The 17,131-nt window shown below is 68.5% G+C and carries 15 protein-coding genes and 1 pseudogene; 8 read left to right on the top strand and 8 right to left on the bottom strand.

The genetic code is table 11. From position 1 onward, the window contains the following. From SLUN_RS34840 to SLUN_RS34825, 4 genes are all read right to left on the bottom strand, one after another. Window positions 1–417: an ATP-binding protein gene (locus SLUN_RS34840; RefSeq protein ID WP_108153901.1), complete on the bottom strand. Its 417-nt coding sequence runs from the start codon at window positions 415–417 to the stop codon at window positions 1–3. A 178-nt stretch (window positions 418–595) separates the two neighbouring features. Then, complete coding sequence (gene glgC, locus SLUN_RS34835; RefSeq protein ID WP_108153900.1) at window positions 596–1,813, bottom strand: glucose-1-phosphate adenylyltransferase; 1,218 nt, start codon at window positions 1,811–1,813, stop codon at window positions 596–598. 35 nt (window positions 1,814–1,848) lie between these two features. Then, on the bottom strand, window positions 1,849–3,012 hold the full coding sequence (gene glgA / locus SLUN_RS34830) for a glycogen synthase (RefSeq protein WP_108153899.1): 1,164 nt from the start codon (window positions 3,010–3,012) through the stop codon (window positions 1,849–1,851). A gap of 159 nt (window positions 3,013–3,171) precedes the next feature. Continuing rightward, complete coding sequence (locus tag SLUN_RS34825) at window positions 3,172–3,879, bottom strand: (2Fe-2S)-binding protein (protein WP_108153898.1); 708 nt, start codon at window positions 3,877–3,879, stop codon at window positions 3,172–3,174. 310 nt (window positions 3,880–4,189) lie between these two features. Between SLUN_RS34825 and SLUN_RS34820 the strand changes: the two genes are divergently transcribed. Further along, entirely contained in the window at window positions 4,190–5,323 is a 1,134-nt protein-coding gene (locus tag SLUN_RS34820; protein WP_159100398.1) for a DMT family transporter, read from the top strand. Here SLUN_RS34820 and SLUN_RS34815 read toward each other — a convergent pair. Together SLUN_RS34815 and SLUN_RS34810 are read right to left on the bottom strand one after the other, a co-directional pair. Next, on the bottom strand, window positions 5,204–6,496 hold the full coding sequence (locus tag SLUN_RS34815; protein ID WP_108153897.1) for a transglycosylase family protein: 1,293 nt from the start codon (window positions 6,494–6,496) through the stop codon (window positions 5,204–5,206). The two genes, SLUN_RS34820 and SLUN_RS34815, sit on opposite strands and share 120 nt — an antisense overlap. 78 nt (window positions 6,497–6,574) lie before the next feature. Continuing rightward, complete coding sequence (locus SLUN_RS34810) at window positions 6,575–7,849, bottom strand: ROK family transcriptional regulator (RefSeq protein WP_108153896.1); 1,275 nt, start codon at window positions 7,847–7,849, stop codon at window positions 6,575–6,577. A gap of 142 nt (window positions 7,850–7,991) precedes the next feature. Here SLUN_RS34810 and SLUN_RS34805 point away from each other — a divergent pair, with 142 nt between their 5' ends. The 7 genes from SLUN_RS34805 to SLUN_RS39715 all read left to right on the top strand — a co-directional run bounded on the left by SLUN_RS34805 (window position 7,992) and on the right by SLUN_RS39715 (window position 15,208). Next, window positions 7,992–9,305 carry an extracellular solute-binding protein gene (locus SLUN_RS34805; protein ID WP_108153895.1) on the top strand — a complete coding sequence of 438 codons (1,314 nt, stop codon included), beginning with the start codon at window positions 7,992–7,994 and terminating at the stop codon, window positions 9,303–9,305. 10 nt (window positions 9,306–9,315) lie between these two features. Continuing rightward, a complete protein-coding gene (locus tag SLUN_RS34800) occupies window positions 9,316–10,323 on the top strand; it encodes a carbohydrate ABC transporter permease (protein WP_108153894.1) in 1,008 nt (335 codons plus the stop codon). After that, window positions 10,316–11,239, top strand: a complete 924-nt coding sequence (locus SLUN_RS34795) for a carbohydrate ABC transporter permease (RefSeq protein ID WP_108153893.1) — start codon at window positions 10,316–10,318, stop codon at window positions 11,237–11,239. Before SLUN_RS34800 ends, SLUN_RS34795 begins: the two co-directional genes overlap by 8 nt. A 29-nt stretch (window positions 11,240–11,268) precedes the next feature. Next, window positions 11,269–12,624: a GH1 family beta-glucosidase gene (locus SLUN_RS34790; RefSeq protein ID WP_108153892.1), complete on the top strand. Its 1,356-nt coding sequence runs from the start codon at window positions 11,269–11,271 to the stop codon at window positions 12,622–12,624. A 329-nt stretch (window positions 12,625–12,953) separates the two neighbouring features. After that, entirely contained in the window at window positions 12,954–13,487 is a 534-nt protein-coding gene (locus tag SLUN_RS34780) for a hypothetical protein (protein ID WP_159100397.1), read from the top strand. A 13-nt stretch (window positions 13,488–13,500) separates the two neighbouring features. Continuing rightward, window positions 13,501–14,520 carry a COG1361 family protein gene (locus SLUN_RS34775; RefSeq protein WP_371413928.1) on the top strand — a complete coding sequence of 340 codons (1,020 nt, stop codon included), beginning with the start codon at window positions 13,501–13,503 and terminating at the stop codon, window positions 14,518–14,520. Between the two features lie 229 nt (window positions 14,521–14,749). After that, entirely contained in the window at window positions 14,750–15,208 is a 459-nt protein-coding gene (locus SLUN_RS39715; RefSeq protein ID WP_159100396.1) for a hypothetical protein, read from the top strand. Between the two features lie 29 nt (window positions 15,209–15,237). On the opposite strand, the gene SLUN_RS34765 is transcribed toward SLUN_RS39715, so the two are convergent. Then, entirely contained in the window at window positions 15,238–16,329 is a 1,092-nt protein-coding gene (locus SLUN_RS34765) for an FG-GAP repeat domain-containing protein (RefSeq protein WP_159100395.1), read from the bottom strand. Between the two features lie 625 nt (window positions 16,330–16,954). Continuing rightward, a pseudogene (locus SLUN_RS41755) lies at window positions 16,955–17,077 on the bottom strand (AraC family transcriptional regulator); the annotation flags it as partial. Window positions 17,078–17,131 lie beyond the last annotated feature (54 nt).

Below are 17,131 nucleotides of genomic sequence, written 5' to 3'. Positions count from 1 at the left end.
TCAGGACGCGGCGAGCACGGCCTGTACGGTCTTGCCGCCGCCGGGACCGCCGCGTACGGCGAAGTGCTGCGCGAGCTCACGCACCATCGCGATGCCCCGTCCGCCCTCGTCCGTCTCCTGCGCCGAACAGAGCCGCGGAGGTATCGGACTGCTGTCCTCCACCTCGACGGTGACCAGACCGGTGCCGACGCGCAGCCGCAGCCGGCAGGCACTGCGGCCGTGCCGGGTGGCGTTGGTGACCAGCTCGGACACGACGAGCGTCGCATCCTCCACCTGGCCCCCGGACACCTCCTCGCCGCACCCGCTGGTGAGGAACGCGGTCGTCAGATGCCGCGCCCAGCGGGCGGAAGTCTCCGCCTGCGGCAGGGTGTACGTCGCGCGTGCGGCCCGCCGGGGGACGTGCCTCTGCGCACGCATGGAATCACTCCACTCCTTCATTCTGCGGCCACATCTCTGTGCCGCGGAATCCGGCCAGGAAAACCGAGTGGGGCAGCCTTTGGCGGCGTCCGCGCAACGACAGGCGCCTCACCCCTGTGATGCCCGATGGGCACGATCGGTAATCAGCCGCCCGCCCCTTTTCGTTGCTCCGGGAGCCTCAGAGCACCGGCTGTCCCTTGCCCAGCGCGATGACCCCGTTCTTCGAAACGGTGTAAAGCTCCTGGTCGCGCTCGGGGTTGACGCCGATCGTCGCCCCGGGCGGGACGTCCACGTTCTTGTCCAGGATCGAGCCGCGCACGACCGCGCCCCGACCGATACGCACGTTGTCGTGGAGCACCGAGCCCTGCACCACCGCTCCCTCGCCCACCATGACACCGGGCGAGAGCACGGAACGGGTGACCTGGCCGCGGACGACACAGCCGGGGCTGATGATCGACTCGCTCGCGATGCCCGCGCCGATGAAGCGGGCGGGCGGCAGCTGGCCGGGGTGGGTGTAGATGGGCCAGCGGCGGTTGTCGAGGTCGAAGACGGGACGGTCCGGGATCAGATCCATATGGGCTTCGTAGTACGTGTCGATGGTGCCCACATCACGCCAATAGCCGTGCTGCCGCGCGCTCTCGCCGGGCACATGGTTCTCATCGAAGTCGTAGAGCTGGGCCACACCACGCTCGGTGAGCATGGGCAGTATCGAGCCGCCCATGTCATGGACCGAGCGCTCGTCCTCCGCGTCCCGGTAGAGCGCGTCGACGAGGACCTTGGTGGAGAAGAGGTAGTTGCCCATCGAGGCGAAGACCCGGCCGGGGTCGCCGGGCAGTCCCGGCGGGTCGGTGGGCTTCTCCAGGAAGCGCTCCACCCGCGCTCCGTCGGAGGCGGGCGTGATGATCCCGAAGGAGGACGCTTCGGCACGCGGCACCTTGATCCCGGCGACGGTGACGCCCGCGCCGCTCTCGATGTGCCGCTGCAGCATCTGCCGCGGATCCATCCGGTAGACGTGGTCCGCGCCGAACACCGCGATGTAGTCCGGCTGTTCGTCATTGACGAGGTTGAGGGACTGCAGGATGGCGTCCGCGCTGCCCAGATACCAGCGCCGGCCGAGCCGCTGCTGAGCAGGCACGGGCGTGACGTAGTTGCCGAGCAGGCTCGACATCCGCCAGGTGGTGGTCACATGGCGGTCCAGCGAGTGCGATTTGTACTGGGTGAGCACACAGATACGCAGGATGTCGCCGTTCACGAGGCTGGAGAGCACGAAGTCGACGAGGCGGTACATACCGCCGAAGGTCACCGCCGGTTTGGCGCGGTCGGCGGTGAGCGGCATCAGCCGCTTGCCCTCCCCGCCTGCCAGTACGATCCCGAGCACCGAAGGTCCACCGCGCATCGCGCCCCCTCTCTGCGTGCCAGGCCTGCTGCGGCCTATGGCTGCTTGAGCAACTCCTCGTACAACTCGTACGTGCGCCGGGCCACTTGGTCCCAGCCGAACTCCCGCACGGCACGCTCCCGTCCGGCTGCGCCCATCCTTGCGGCCTCTCCGGCGTCGTCGAGGACCCGGTTGACCGACTGGGTGAGACCCGACTCGAAGTCCTCGGGGTGATCCGCGTCGTAGGGCACGAGCAGGCCCGTGCGTCCGTCGTCCACCACCTCTGGGATGCCGCCGACCGCCGAGGCGACGACGGCCGTGCCGCAGGCCATGGCCTCCAGATTGACAATGCCCAGCGGCTCGTACACCGAGGGGCAGACGAACACCGCGGCGTGGCTGAGGAGCTGGATGACCTGGGGCCGCGGCAGCATCTCGGGGATCCAGTGCACCCCGTCCCGGTCCCGCTCCAACTCCTCGACCAGCTCCTGGAATTCACGCCCGATCTCCGGGGTGTCGGGCGCGCCCGCGCAGAGCACCAGCTGGGCTTCGGGGTCGAAGGAGCGGGCCGCGCGCAGCAGATGGGGGACGCCCTTCTGGCGGGTGACGCGGCCCACGAACAGGACGAAGGGACGGTCGGGGTCGAGACCGATCCGTTCCAGTGCGGACGTCTCGTGGTCGGGGCGGTACATACGGGTGTCGATGCCGTTGTGGATGACATGCACCCGGTCCGGATCGAGGGCGGGATAGCAGGCGAGGATGTCGGCGCGCATTCGGCGGGAGACGGCGATCACCGCGTCGGCGGCCTCGATGGCCGTGCGCTCGGCCCAGCTGGAGAGAGCGTAGCCGCCGCCCAGCTGCTCGGCCTTCCAGGGGCGCAGCGGCTCCAGGGAGTGGGCGGTCATCACATGCGGGACGCCATAGAGGAGTTTGGCGAGATGGCCCGCGAGACTGGCGTACCAGGTGTGGGAGTGGACGAGTTCGCGGCCCTCGAGCTCGGCCGCCATCGCGAGGTCCACGGAGAAGGTGCGCAGCGCGTCGTTCGCGCCCTCGAGTCCGGCGAGCGCCTGGTGCCGCAGTACGCCTTCGGCAGCGCCCTCGCCCCAGCAGTGCACCTCGAGTTCGGCCAGCGCCCTTAACTCCCGGGCGAGGAACTCGACGTGGACCCCGGCGCCCCCGTAGACGTCCGGGGGGTACTCGCGCGTGAGCAGTCCCACCTTCACCGAGATTCACCTCGCCAAGGCGGTCGGTTCAGCCCCAATGGCCTGTTTTCTGGCCAGGGGTCCGGCCCGCGGCGGAGCCGCAGTTGGGGACAGCGTCCCCCGGGAAGACACAGCACCCCATGATGGTCACCTACATCCGGCGTGCGGGGAAGACCACGGTCAGGACCGCTGTGCGGAGATCCCAGGCGGACGGTCGAAGACGCAGTCGCCGCACAGCCCGCCGCCCGGGGCGCGGTAGTACAGACAGCAGCTGCGGCGCCGCATCGCCGGGCCGTGGACCGTGCCGGACAGATCCGGGTGCTCAAAAAGTTCGGCAGCGAGCGCCGAGGTCCGCTCGCCCACCTCTGGCCGGCCGCTCCGCACCGCCCAGGCGTGGAGTGCGCGTACGGCACCGGCGAGAGCCGAGCCCGCATTGCCCCACAGCAGCTGCGGGGAGATCCGTACCTCGCTCCGCAGAGCGTCCGCCAGCGGTACGAGATGGCCGTACTGGACCGTCTCGCGGAGCGAGTCGGCGGTGGCGGGCAGCGTGCGCCCGGCGGTCAGCCGCAGATCGTCGGGCGAGGAGCGGTCCGGGTCCCAGTGCAGCCGCTCCGGGTCGAGGTCGGGGAGCTGCCCATGGAGCGCGGCGGCGCCGAGCGCGACCGACCAGAGCCTGGCGGCGAGCCCGAGGTGGGCGATGGAGGCGGCGACCCGGCGCTCGGGGGTGCCTGGGCCCTGTCCGAGGCGGGATGCGACCGTGTCGATACGTGCCGTGAGCGGCGCCGTACCGCCCGCGTACAGCCGCGCCAGCGGGAGCTGCCCCTCGCCCGGCGTCCCGGTCCGCAGGGCGAAGAAGCCGCCGACGGAGCCCAGCTCCTCCAGATCCATGCCCGCGTTCCCGCTTCCTGTCGTCACCCTTGAGAGGTGTTTCGCCCGCCGTGCGGCCGGCCCCGCACCGGGCCACCGTAGCCACGGCTCGCGGGAGGCGGCGCCGCCGGGGACACTGGGTGCAGAACGCCGTATGCGTCCATACGGTTGATTACGGCCCGAACCTGGACCGGTCGGCTCCACCCCTGCCGACTTGGCGCGCCCGCCGAGAGGGGGACTACGGACCTACGCCCGTACTACGTCGGCAGTACGTCCAAGTGCCTGCTCAAGGACGACGACGTGACCGCCGGAGAGGGACAGTGTGGTGTCTATGAGTTCCCTCGCGCTGGCCGTGGTTCTGTCACTGGTCTCCGCGGTCGCCTACGCGGCCGGGGCGATCATGCAGGAGCACGTCGCGGCTTCCACCCCCGACCGCCCCTACGCCCCGCTCCATCACGGCCTGTGGTGGGCCGCCGTCGCGCTCAACAGCGTCGGCGCCGTGCTGCATGTGCTGGCGCTCGCGTTCGGCCCGCTGAGCCTGGTCCAGCCGCTCGGCGCGCTGACGATCGTCTTCGCGCTGCCGATGGCGGCGCTGTTCGTACGGCGCAGGGTCGGCACCATGGCCTGGCGCGGCGCGATCATGGCGACGGCCGGTCTTGCGGGGCTTCTGGCACTGACCGGAACCGCCGACTCCCACTCGCTGAACGGCGGGGAGCGCAGCGTGCTCGCGGCGGCGACCCTCGGCGGTGTGGCGCTGGTCTTCCTGGTCGCCCAGACCGTGAACCGGCCGATCATCCGGAGCGTGCTGCTGGCCGCCGCGGCGGGAGTGGCCTTCGGTATCGCGTCGGTGTTCACCAAGACCGTCGCGGTGGACTGGACGTGGAGCGCGCCGGTCGCGCAGTGGCCGAGCCTGCTGGTGATCGCCACGCTCGCGATCGGTGGTCTGCTGCTCTCGCAGGCTTCCTACCGCGGCGCGGGCCTGGCGGCACCGCTGGCCACGGTCACGGTCATCAACCCGGTGGTCGCGGCGGCCGTCGGTCTCTCGCTGTTCGGCGAGACCTTCCGGTACGGCGTGACGGGCACCGTGCTGGCGCTGGGCTTCGGGATCGTGGCGGCGGGCGGCCTGATCCTGCTGACGACGGAGCGGCTGGCCGCGGCCCGTGGCGGGCCGGAGGTCCGTGACTCAGAAGCATCAGAAGCAGCGGCAGAGGGCCGGCGACCCGAACCGCATGTGCGCCGCTCGGATTCCCCGGTCGCCGGCTCGGATGCCGCGGCCCACAGCGCAGATGCCCCCGAGCGCGGCTCAGATCTCCCGGAGCGCGGCTCAGATCTCCTGGTCCGCGGCTCAGACCGAGACGCCGCCCGACCTGAGGTAGCGGAGCGGGTCGACATCGGACCCGTACCCCGGACCCGTACGAATCTCGAAGTGGAGATGCGGTCCCGATGTGTTGCCGGTGGACCCTGAGCGGGCGATCCGCTGACCGCTGCCGACCTGCTGGCCCGAGCGCACGGTGAGCGCCGACAGATGCGCGTACTGGCTGTACATGCCGTCGGCGTGCCGGATGACGACCTGATAGCCGTACGCCCCGGCCCAGCCGGCCGAGACGACCCGGCCCGAGGCCACGGCCTTCACTGAGGTACCGGTGGCCACGGGGAAGTCGACGCCGGTGTGGTAGCCGCTGGCCCAGGAGGAACCGGCCTTGCCGTAGGCGGTGCCGGGGCTCGCTTCGACGGGGGCGCCGAGTCCGCTCCTGTGCGCGGGCTTGGCTGCCCCGGCCTGCTTGGGTGCCTGCTTCTTGGGCGCCTTGGGGGCTTGCTTGGGCGTTTGCTTCGGCGCCGGCCTGGGCGTCGGCGTGGGTGCTTGCTCGGGAGCCCGCTGTTTCGGCTGGGCCTTCGGCTTCTGCTTGGCAGGCGCGGCGGAGCCCGGCGGGTCGGGCCTCGGGTCGGGCTTGGGAGCCTCGACGCGCAGAATCAGCCGCTGGCCCGGATGGATGAGGTCGGGGTCGGTGCCGACGACGGTGCGGTTCTGCGCGTACAGCCGCTGCCAGCCGCCCGTGACCTGCTCGGAATCCGCGATCTTCGAGAGCGAGTCACCTCCGGCGACCGTGTAGCCCTCGCGGTGCGTGGGCACCGTGGTCGGCGTGGCCTTCTGGGGAGCCGACTTCTTGGGAGCGGCCTTCTTCGGCGTGGCCTGCATTTCGCTCTTGCGCTCGCTCTGCGGCTCTAATCGCCTGACCGGCGCGATCTCGGGGGCGTCACCGCCGCGGGTGAGACCGGCCTTGCCGGAGCAGACGGGCCAGGCCTGCGGGCCCTGTCCCTTCAGTACCTTCTCGGCGATGGCTATCTGCTGGTCCTTGCTCGCCAGATCGGCGCGCGGGGCGTAGTGCCTGCCGCCGTACGCCTCCCAGGTGGACTGGCTGAACTGGAGACCGCCGTAATAACCGTTGCCGGTGTTGATCCGCCAGTTGTTGGTGGACTCGCAGGCCGCGACCTTCTCCCAGACGTCGACGGCGGCCGCGTGCGCGGTGCCCGCGCCGACGAGCGGCAGAGCCATACCGGCGCCGCCCGCGGTCACGGTGAGAGAGGCGCGGTTGATGCGGCTCGGCTGGTATCGGCGGTGTCGCCCCGTTGCGGCCATGCTCTGACTCCCCCACTGTCATCCAGGTCACATCACAAGCGGTCAACCTAGGCGCACAGCACGGACGATGACAAGGGTTCAGCTCCGGCGCACCGGCGCACGGACCGTTGCCCGGGGTTTGCTGCCGCCGCGTGCCAGGAAGTCGGCTAGGGGCAGTGTCGCCGCGCCGAGGGTGACCGCGTCCGGGCCCAGCCGGCCCAGTTCGATGGTGGTGCGGGCGGCGGCGTGGCGCAGCGCGTACTCCTCCGCGTACCGGCGCACTTCGGGGAGCAGATGGGGGCCGAGCAGCAGCCCGGCCCAGCCGCCGAGCAGGATCCGTTCCGGCCGGAACAGGTTGATCAGATCGGCGACCGCCGCCCCCAGGTACTCGGCGGTGTCGTCGAGAAGGGAGAGCGCCACCGGGTCGGGCCCGGGCCCGTCCGGGCCGGGGAAGGCCGCGGCCAGCAGGGCGGCCAGCGCGGTCTCGTCGTCGGCGTCGGCTGGGAGCGGTCCTCCCGCCTCCTGCCAGCGCTCGCGCAGCGCTTCCGCACCCGCGTACGCCTCCAGGCAGCCGAGGGAGCCGCAGCGGCAGCGGCGCCCCCTGATCCGTACGGTGGTGTGTCCCCATTCGAGTGCGCTGCTGCGGGCCTCCTCGTCGGCCGTGGCGCCGTGGACGACGCAGGCGCCGACGCCCGAGCCGATGAGCGCGACGGCGGCCTCGCGGGCACCGCGGCCGCCGCCGAACCACATCTCGGCCTGGCCGAGGGTCTTGGCGCCGTTGTCGATGAACAGCGGTACCTCGGGGGGCAGTTCGACGGCGTCCCGGAGCAGTTTCTCGAAGGGTACGGCGGTCCAGCCGATGGTCTGGCCGTGCACGATCGCGCCGTCGGGGCCGCCCTGTTCGATGATTCCGGGGACGCCGATACCGATGCCGAGCAGGCTCGTCGCGTCGGCGTCCGCGTCCCGCAGGACGTCGGCGACGCCGGTACGGACATGGGCGACGACGCGCTCGACGTCGTAGCCGTGCTGGGCCAGCAGGTGTTCGGTGCGGGCGAGTTCGGTGAGCGAGAGGTCGAAGAGCTCGACGCGTACGCGGGTCTCGCCGATGTCGATGCCGATCAGCAGTCCGCAGCCGGGGGTGACGCGCAGCAGGGTGCGCGGCCGGCCGCCGTCGGAGTCGACCACGCCGGCTTCCTCGAGGGCTCCTTCGCCGACCAGTTCGCTCACGACGTTGCTGATAGAACCTGAACTCAGCCCGGTGGCCGGCCCGAGCTCCTGACGGCTCAAAGGGCCGTCGAAATACAACCGTTGCAGTACCCGGGCGCGGTTACCGCGCCGCAGGTCACGCACTGTCCGTCTGCCGCGCTCCGCCATGGTGCTCCTTCCGTGAACGCAACATACCCCGGCCGCAGACCTTGACGCGACCTTCCCTCACCTCTTAAATCACGGCATGAATTAAGCCAGGGAGACCGTTCGGGAACCGAACGCAGCCACCCCCGGGAAGGGGCCACCTCTCATGCGCACCATCAGAGCCGCAGCAGCCGTCACCGTCGTCACCGCACTCGCCGCCGTCACCGGCTGCGGCGGTGGCACCTCCAGCGATGGAGGCGGCAGCAACGAATCACCCAAAACGCTCACGTACTGGGCCTCCAACCAGGGCCCCAGCATCGAGGCCGACAAGAAGATCCTCACCCCCGAACTGAAGAAGTTCGAGAAGCAGACCGGCATCAAGGTCAAGCTCGAGGTCATCCCCTGGTCCGATCTGCTCAACCGCATTCTGGCCGCCACCACGTCCGGCCAGGGCCCCGATGTCCTCAACATAGGAAACACCTGGTCGGCCTCCCTCCAGGCGACCGGCGCGCTGCTGCCCTGGGACCAGAAGAACTTCGACGCGATCGGCGGCCGCGACCGCTTCGTGGACTCGGCGGTCGCCTCGGCCGGGGCCGAGGGCAAGGACCCCGCGGCCGTACCGCTGTACTCCCTCGCGTACGCCCTCTACTACAACAAGCAGATGTTCGCCGATGCGGGCATCACGCAGCCTCCGGCCACCTGGGACCAACTGGTCGCGGACGGCAAGAAGATCTCCAAGAACGGCAAGTGGGCGCTCGGCGCCGAGGGCGGCAACCTCGCCAACAACATCCACCAGGTCTTCGTCCTCGGAAAGCAGCACGGCGCGGACTTCTTCGACTCCGCCGGCAAGCCGACCTTCACCTCCGCCGGCGCCGTCGCCGCGGTGAAGCAGTACGTCCACTTCATGGCCAAGGACAAGATCGTCGCTCCGGGCAACGCGGAGTACGCCCAGAACCAGTCCCTCCAGGACTTCGCCAACGGCAGGACGGCCATGGTGCTGTGGCAGGCCGCCGCCTCGACGTTCGCCGCGCAGGGCATGAAGCCCGCGGACTGGGGCGTGGCCCCCGTACCGGTCCCGGCCGGCGCTCCCGGTACCGGCCAGAACACCAACTCCATGGTCGCCGGCATCAACATGGCCGTCTTCAAGAACACCAGGAACAGCGACGGCGCCAAGGAGTTCGTGAAGTTCATGACGAGCGACGCGGAGCAGAAGCTGCTCAACAAGACGTACGGATCGATCCCGCCCGTCAAGGCCGCGCAGCAGGACCCGGCGTTCTCCGCCCCCGATCTGAAGGTCCTGCGCGACACGCTCGCCACCAGCGCCGCGCCCCTCCCCCAGGTGCCGACGGAGTCGCAGTTCGAGACGACTGTGGGCACCGCCGTCAAGGACCTGTGGGCGGACGCCGCGGCCGGACGCCCGGTGACGACCGAGTCCGTCAGGGCACACCTGGCCAAGGCCCAGCAACTGATGCAGCAGTGAGGCACTCCGGATGACCGCCACCGTGACTCCCGGCCGGACGGACCGGGCGGACAGCGGCGAGATGCTGGGCAAGGGGGATGCGCGCAGGCGACTGCCGCGCATCCCGGACCGGACCCGCCGCGGCGGCCTGCCCTATCTCCTGCTCCTGCCGGCCGTCGTACTCGAACTGCTCATCCATCTCATCCCGATGGTCATCGGGATCGTGATGAGCTTCCGCCGGCTGACCCAGTTCTACATCCGCAACTGGGGCGAGGCCCCCTGGACGGCGCTCGACAACTACAAGGTCGCCGTCGACTTCGACGCGCCGATCGGTCAGGCGCTGCTCCACTCCTTCTTCGTCACCTGCCTGTTCACCGTCCTCACCGTCGGCCTGTGCTGGCTGTTCGGTGTCTCCGCGGCGATCATGATGCAGGACAGCTTCCGCGGCCGAGGCTTCCTGCGGGCGGTGTTCCTCACCCCGTACGCACTGCCCGTGTACGCCGCCGTCATTACCTGGGCCTTCATGTTCCAGAGGGACAACGGCCTGATCAATCACGTGCTGCACGACCAGCTCGGCCTGACCGACCAGCCGTCCTTCTGGCTGATCGGCGACAACAGCTTCATCGCACTGGTCGTCGTGGCGGTCTGGAAGTCCTGGCCCTTCGCCTTCCTCATCGTGATGGCGGGGCTCCAGAACATCCCGCGCGAGCTGTACGAGGCGGCGTCGATCGACGGCGCCGGTGTCTGGCAGCAGATCCGCAAGATCACCCTGCCGTCGCTGCGCCCGGTCAACCAGGTGCTGGTGCTGGTGCTGTTCCTGTGGACGTTCAACGACTTCAACACGCCGTATGTGCTGTTCGGCAGGGCCGCACCCGAGGCCGCCGACCTGATCTCGATCCATATCTACCAGTCGTCGTTCGTCACCTGGAACTTCGGCTCGGGATCCGCGATGTCCGTCCTGCTGCTGCTGTTCCTGCTCGTGGTGACGGCCGTCTATCTGCTGCTCACGACCCGTGGAAGGAGGGGCGCCGATGCGTAGGGCCTCTCGTTTGGATCTTGCCGCCCTGATCCAAACGAAAGACCCTAGGTCAGGGCCCAGGCCGCCCAGGTCCCCGAGCGCGCCGCCGCAGTCCTTCCTCTGGACGCGCCGCGTCGTCCTGTCCTTCCTCGCGGCCTTCGCGCTGCTGCCCGTGTATGTGATGGTCAGCAGCTCGCTCAAGCCGCTCCAGGACGTGTCGGGGAAGTTCCAGTGGATCCCGTCGGGGCTCACCATCCGCCCGTACTTCGACATCTGGGACACCGTCCCGCTCGCCCGCTACTTCCTCAACTCGCTGATCGTGGCGGGGGCGGCGACCGTCCTGTCGGTGGTGATCGCGGTGTTCGCCGCGTACGCCGTGAGCCGCTACCGGTTCCGGGGCAAGCGGGTCTTCACCGTCACCGTGCTGTCGACGCAGATGTTCCCCGGCATCCTCTTCCTGCTCCCGCTGTTCCTGATCTTCGTCAATATCGGGAACAGCACCGGCATCGCCCTGTACGGCTCGCGCGGCGGACTGATCCTCACCTATCTGACGTTCTCGCTCCCCTTCTCGATCTGGATGCTGATCGGCTACTTCGACTCCATCCCGCGGGATCTGGACGAGGCCGCCATGGTGGACGGCTGCGGACCGCTCGGCGCGCTCTTCCGGGTCGTCGTGCCGGCCGCGGTGCCCGGCATCGTCGCGGTGGCCGTCTACGCCTTCATGACGGCGTGGGGAGAGGTGCTCTTCGCCTCCGTGATGACGAACGACACCACCCGCACGCTCGCCGTCGGGCTCCAGGGCTACGCCACCCAGAACGACGTCTACTGGAACCAGGTCATGGCCGCCTCGCTCGTCGTCAGCGTGCCCGTGGTCGCCGGGTTCCTCCTGCTCCAGCGCTATCTCGTCGCCGGCCTCACCGCGGGCGCAGTCAAGTGACGCATGTGTCCCCAGCAGAAAGGCTGTCCGTGAACGACCTCAACGCCCTCCCGGCCGACTTCACTTGGGGTGTCGCCACCGCCGCGTACCAGATCGAGGGAGCCGTGGCGGAGGACGGCCGCTCCCCGTCGATCTGGGACACCTTCTCCCACACCCCGGGCGCCGTGGCGGGCGGCGACACCGGCGATGTGGCCTGCGACCACTATCACCGCTGGCCCGAGGACATCGGGCTGATGAAGCAACTGGGCGTCGACGCCTACCGGTTCTCGATCGCCTGGCCGCGGATCGTGCCCGGCGGTGACGGCCCGGCGAACAGGGCGGGCCTCGACTTCTACGACCGGCTGGTCGACGGTCTCCTCACCGCGGGCATCACCCCTTATCCGACGCTCTACCACTGGGACCTGCCGCAGGCGCTCCAGGACCGGGGCGGCTGGCCGGCCCGCGAGACCGCCGAGCACTTCGCCACGTACGCCTCCGTCGTCGCCGAGCGGCTCGGCGACCGGGTCAAGGACTGGGCGACCCTCAACGAGCCACTGTGCTCGGCGTGGATCGGCCACCTGGAAGGGAAGATGGCGCCTGGCCTGACCGATCTGCGGGCCGCGGTGCACGCCTCGTACCATCTGCACCTCGGTCACGGTCTCGCGGTGCAGGCGATCCGCGCGGCCTCACCGGACGCGCGCGTAGGGATCGTCAACAACCTCAGCCCGATCGAGGCGGCGAGCGAGCGCGAGGAGGACCGGGCCGCCGCGGTACGGGCGGACGGCCACACCAACCGCTGGTGGCTGGACCCGATCCACGGCCGCGGCTATCCGCAGGACATGCTGGAGCTGTACGGCGTCGAACTGCCCGAACACGCAGGTGACTTGGCGACGATCGCGGCGCCGCTGGACTGGCTGGGCCTGAACTACTACTTCCGCCAGATCGTCACCGCCGACCCGACGGGCTCCGTCCCGTACGCCAAGCAGATCTATCTGCCGGGCGCCCGGCACACCGCCATGGACTGGGAGGTGCACGCGGAGGGCCTGGAGAAGCTGCTGCTGCGGCTGACCGGGGAGTACGGCGCGCAGCGCATCCACGTCACCGAGAACGGCTCGGCCTACCCGGACGTCGTACGGGCCGACGGCACAGTCGACGACCCCGAGCGCGTCCGGTACCTGGAGGAGCATCTGGCAGCCTGCGGACGGGCGGCGCGCCAGGGTGCGCCGGTCGCCGGCTACTTCGCGTGGTCGCTGCTGGACAACTTCGAGTGGGCGTACGGCTACGACAAGCGGTTCGGCCTGGTGCATGTGGACTACGCGACGCAGCGCCGCACGATCAAGGGCAGCGGGCACCGGTACGCGGACATCATCCGCTCGGCATCACGCAGGGCACGCAGGGCGGCGTGATCTGGCGCCTGCGCACTTGTAATGCGTAGTTCTCGGGTGCGAATCCCGAAGACGGCTCAGTGAAGGCTCAGGTCAGCTGCGCGCTGACCTGGCCTTTCCACTGCGCGCGGTCCGGCACCGATGCATCCATCCTCTGCGCGGGGCATCCGAGCGGACACGTCCTCGCGGACCCGTGCGCCGACGTGCCCAAGGTCGGCCAGGAGCATCACCACGAGCGGCACGCCCCTTTCCGTTACTCCTGTGTGGTGAAGTTGATGTTCCCTCAGTTTAATTCTCGCATGGGTGCATATAAATCCGGATGATTGTCTACGGATTCGAGGAGTGGGGAAATGCGCGTTCGAAATACGGTGATCGCCGCTGCGGCGGCGATCACTGTTGTCGCAGTGACGCTGACGCCCGCAACCGCGGCCGACACCAGCACCACCTTCACAGTCACTGCCACGGCAGGTTTGGCAGTCAGCGCGCCGGAAAATGCGGCCCTCTCCTCGGCGGCTCCCGGCGGCCAAGCTGTCGGCGCCCTGGGCAACATGTCGGTGAACGACCAACGTTCCGAAACGGGCACTACCTGGATTGCCAGGGTGACTCTGAGTACCGCTTTCACCACGGGCGCCGGCGCACCTTCCCAGACGATTTCAGCTGCCAATGTCGTGTATGACCCTCGGACGGCGATCAACCCGGTCAATGGCCCGTTCACCCCCGGAACTCCGGGAGACCTTGATTCGACGCCGGCCCTTGTGGCGTTCTCCCGGGACAGCGGTGACGGCGCCAACTCCGTCACCTGGAATCCCGAGGTGACCGTCAATGTGCCGGCGGGCAATGTGTCCGGTGATTACACCGGCACCATCAGACATTCGGTGGCATGAGCATTTGACCGACGTGCGCACGAGAAGAATCAGATCAGTCTGGATCGCGAGCACGGCACTGACCGTGCTGGTGAGCACATTCACGGGCACGCCGACGCATGCCTCGGCTTCCTCCTCTGAGCCACCCGATCCTGGATACCTCGGTTTCCGTCTCCTCGAAGCCCCAGTCGCCCGGGTCGATGACCCGCGTGCGCTGAAGTACATCGTCGACCACCTGAGGCCGGGAACCACCATCGAGCGCCGGTTCGAGGTTGCCAACAAGACCTCGGCACCGCACGAAGTGAAGCTGTACGCGGCTGCAGCGAGCATCGAAGGAAACAGATTCACCTTCGGGGACGGGCACAAGCCCAACGAACTGACCGAATGGACCAGCGTCGAACCCGCCAAGCTGACGCTTGATCCGCAGGAGAAGGTCAATGCGAAGGTCATGATCAAGGTACCCGAGGCAGCGGCGCCGGGAGAGCGGTACTCGGTCGTCTGGGCCGAAAGCGCAACTCCGCCGGATGCCACACACAACATCGGCAGTGTCACGCGCGTCGGAGTGCGTGTGTATCTGGACATCAGCAACAGCGGAGAATACGCCAGCTTTGACATCGAAAAACTCATCGCCGTCCGCAGCAAGAAGGGCCGGCCGAGCGTCATCGCGCGCGTTCGCAATACCGGGAAGCGGGCACTGGATCTGAGGGGGAAGCTCGACCTCTCCGATGGCCCCGGAGGGTTGAGCGCGGGCGCGTACCCCGTCACTGAGGGCACGACGCTGCCCCCAGGCGGAACGGGTACGGTCAGCGTCGACTTGGACCGGCGTCTGCCCGCGGGTCCGTGGACGGCGCGGCTTCGCCTGGAAAGCGGAACGGTGACGCGCAGCCTCGCTGCACCGCTGACATTTCCCGAACCGGGCAACGCGGTCATCGCGTGGATTGCCGATCCGTCAGGCCACAAATTCTGGTACAGCCTGGCGGGCGGGCTGGCTCTCTGCGGCGCTACGGCGGCTCTCGTCACGTATCGGCGCCGCCGGGGCGCCGCCGATCGGTGACACCCTCGGGGGAAAGGGCGAGTCGGCTGGTCCGGGCGCCGCGCAGCAGATATGAATCCCCCAGGTCTCCAGGTTCTCGTCAACAGCCATGGACGTCCAGGCGTAGAGAGGAGTGTCGGTGGGATTCCAATCCCGCTCATGGCCCCGACTCGGCGTGCGGGTCTGGGCCGCGGTGGTGTGCGTGAGCCTTTTGGCTTTGCCCCCTGTGGAGTCGGCTCGGGCGCAACCCATGACGGCTGCCGTCGTATTCGCGATTCCCCGAGCCGTTCTGGCCCCTGCGGTCACCGCTCCGGGGTCGGCCAATATGGGGGCGGTGCAGCCCGGACAAACGACGAGTGTGCAACTCGGGCAGGTGAGAGTCACCAACGGTGGTGCTCGTAACTGGACCGCGACGGTGTCGGCGAGCGACTTCACCACCGGAGGGGGCACGGGCGGCGAGACGATTTCGAAAGACAGGCTGTCGTACTGGTCCGGTCCGATGGTCTCGAAAACGGGCCAAGGCACCTGGCCCCCCGGTCAGCCCACCTCAGCCAACGCGCAGAGCCTGAACGTAGCGCGCGTGGCTTTCTCCTACACGGGCTCCATGGGCAACACTTCGGTGATCTTTCAGCCGACGCTGGTGATGTCGGTGCCTGCCTCCGCGGTGGTAGGCACCTACACCGGTACGGTGACGCACTCGGTCGCCTGACGGCTGGACTGCCGGGGCGCCGTCCGGTCCTACGGCGTCGTGGTGTTGAGCAGGACCGACACCGAATCTCCGCCCAGGTTGGCGGTCGTCACGTCAGGGCGTGTGTCCTCGTTGAACTCCCCTACCGCCACGCCGAAGGGTGTGGAGTCGACATCGAAGTCCGCCTTGGTGTCGAACGTGCCGTCCCCGTTTCCCGGCAGCACCGAGACTGTGTCGTACTGACCGGAGGCATTCCCCGTCACGAGGTCGAGGGCCGAATCGCCGTCAAGGTCCGCGACCGCCAGCGAGAACGGTGCAATCCCCGTCGTGTAATCGACTTTGGTGTCCAATGTCCCGTCACCATTGCCCAGCAACACCGACACCGAGGCGGCATCCAGATTGGCAACCGCCACGTCTACGTTGCCATCCTCATCGAAGTCGCCCACCACAGCCTGGTTGGGCACGGCTCCTGTTCCGTAGTCGACTTTGGTGTCGAAGGTGCCGTCACCGTTGCCCAGCAACACCGACACGGTGTCCGCACCGAAGTTGGACACGACCAGGTCGATGTTGTCGTCCTCGTCGAAGTCGGTTGCCGCAACGCCGTACGGATAGAGGCCCGTTCCGTAGTCGACTTTGGTGTCGAAGGTGCCGTCTCCATTGCCCAGCAGCACCGACACCGCTTCCGAGTCGAGATTGGTGACGGCCAGGTCGGCGTTGCCGTCCTCGTCGAAGTCGTCCGTCGCGACCTTGTAGGGCCATGTGGCGGTGCCGAAGTCGACTTTGGTGTCGAAGGTGCCGTCACCATTGCCCAGCAGCACCGACACCGTGTTGTCGAGCGTGTTCGCCGACACCAGGTCGATGTCGCCGTCCTCGTTGAAGTCACCGAGCTGGATCCCGTCCGGGTAGTCCCCGACGGCGTAGGCGACTTTGGTGTCGAAGGTGCCGTCCCCGTTGCCCAGCAGCACCGACAGCGTGTCGTCGTCCGAATCGACCGTCGCCTGATCGTCGAAGCCGTCTTCGTTGAAGTCGGCTACCAGCAGGTCCGTGGGAGTAGCCCCGGTCGCATAGTCGACATGGGTGGCGAAGTCCGGTGCGGCCGCCCATGCGGTGCCCTGCACAATGAACAGCGCCATCACCGCCATCAGGACGGTTACCGCGAGTCTCGCGCTCCCCCGAGCCATGGTGTTCGGACGTTTCTTTGGCATGATGCCTCCTCGGCGTCATAGATCGGTTTTCTCTCTGACGGCCTGGGGGGAATGTTTGCGGCGGCGTTCCGGCGCAGGCAATTCGCGCTCAGGTCAGAGCTCATGTGTTTCGGCCGCTGATGGTCATTCAGCCGGCGCAGCAGAAGTCGGGGCGCGAGGAGATCGCCGGCGGACAGCGGTGCCGACGGTAGCTCATCAATCCCGCTTTCTGGGGACAGCACCGGGGCAGCTGCGCAGGGTCACTCAAAGGCATCAGCGACAGTGAATGGAACCACTCATACGGTCCTGCCTCATTGGCGGACCGTCAATGGGCAAGTGGCTGAAGCGGAGCCTATTTTGAAGCAGAGTCATTCCGCGAGGGTTGCGAAACTCCCTCCGGCGCGCGCCGGAGCCGCCGCTCCGCTGGCGAAGAGAGTGACCGTGGGACGGCTTGACCAGCCCTCCACGGTAGGTCATATATGAGCGACAGAACGACTATGCGAATAGGTTCGCCGTGGATGACGGGAAAGGGAACAAACCAGAGGGAGTTACAGCATTGCCTGCCCAACGTTCCTGGTATGCACGGAAGTTCACTCCGCCTACGGGGACGGGAGCCTGAGGCGGCGGCGATGCGCTGGTCCAGGAGCCGACGCAGCGGCGTCGTGCCGGTGGCCGCCGCGAAGTGGCGGGCGAAGGAACGCACGGCGGAGGCTTCGCGACGGTGGTGACGACCAAGGAGGTCGTGGCCGCCGTGGCCTGA

This window comes from Streptomyces lunaelactis (assembly GCF_003054555.1).
GTDB lineage: Bacteria > Actinomycetota > Actinomycetes > Streptomycetales > Streptomycetaceae > Streptomyces > Streptomyces lunaelactis.
This window is presented reverse-complemented; position numbering and strand designations above follow the sequence as displayed.

Bases quoted from the DNA above. Each gene is read 5' to 3' on its own strand.
- SLUN_RS34825 (WP_108153898.1), bottom strand. From the start codon at position 3,879: ATGGATCTGGAGGAGCTGGGCTCCGTCGGCGGCTTCTTCGCCCTGCGG.
- glgC (WP_108153900.1), bottom strand. From the start codon at position 1,813: ATGCGCGGTGGACCTTCGGTGCTCGGGATCGTACTGGCAGGCGGGGAG.
- SLUN_RS34800 (WP_108153894.1), top strand. From the start codon at position 9,316: ATGACCGCCACCGTGACTCCCGGCCGGACGGACCGGGCGGACAGCGGC.
- SLUN_RS34795 (WP_108153893.1), top strand. From the start codon at position 10,316: ATGCGTAGGGCCTCTCGTTTGGATCTTGCCGCCCTGATCCAAACGAAA.
- SLUN_RS34805 (WP_108153895.1), top strand. From the start codon at position 7,992: ATGCGCACCATCAGAGCCGCAGCAGCCGTCACCGTCGTCACCGCACTC.
- SLUN_RS34820 (WP_159100398.1), top strand. From the start codon at position 4,190: ATGAGTTCCCTCGCGCTGGCCGTGGTTCTGTCACTGGTCTCCGCGGTC.
- SLUN_RS34815 (WP_108153897.1), bottom strand. From the start codon at position 6,496: ATGGCCGCAACGGGGCGACACCGCCGATACCAGCCGAGCCGCATCAAC.
- SLUN_RS34840 (WP_108153901.1), bottom strand. From the start codon at position 417: ATGCGTGCGCAGAGGCACGTCCCCCGGCGGGCCGCACGCGCGACGTAC.
- SLUN_RS34780 (WP_159100397.1), top strand. From the start codon at position 12,954: ATGCGCGTTCGAAATACGGTGATCGCCGCTGCGGCGGCGATCACTGTT.
- SLUN_RS34810 (WP_108153896.1), bottom strand. From the start codon at position 7,849: ATGGCGGAGCGCGGCAGACGGACAGTGCGTGACCTGCGGCGCGGTAAC.
- SLUN_RS34765 (WP_159100395.1), bottom strand. From the start codon at position 16,329: ATGGCGGTGATGGCGCTGTTCATTGTGCAGGGCACCGCATGGGCGGCC.
- SLUN_RS39715 (WP_159100396.1), top strand. From the start codon at position 14,750: ATGACGGCTGCCGTCGTATTCGCGATTCCCCGAGCCGTTCTGGCCCCT.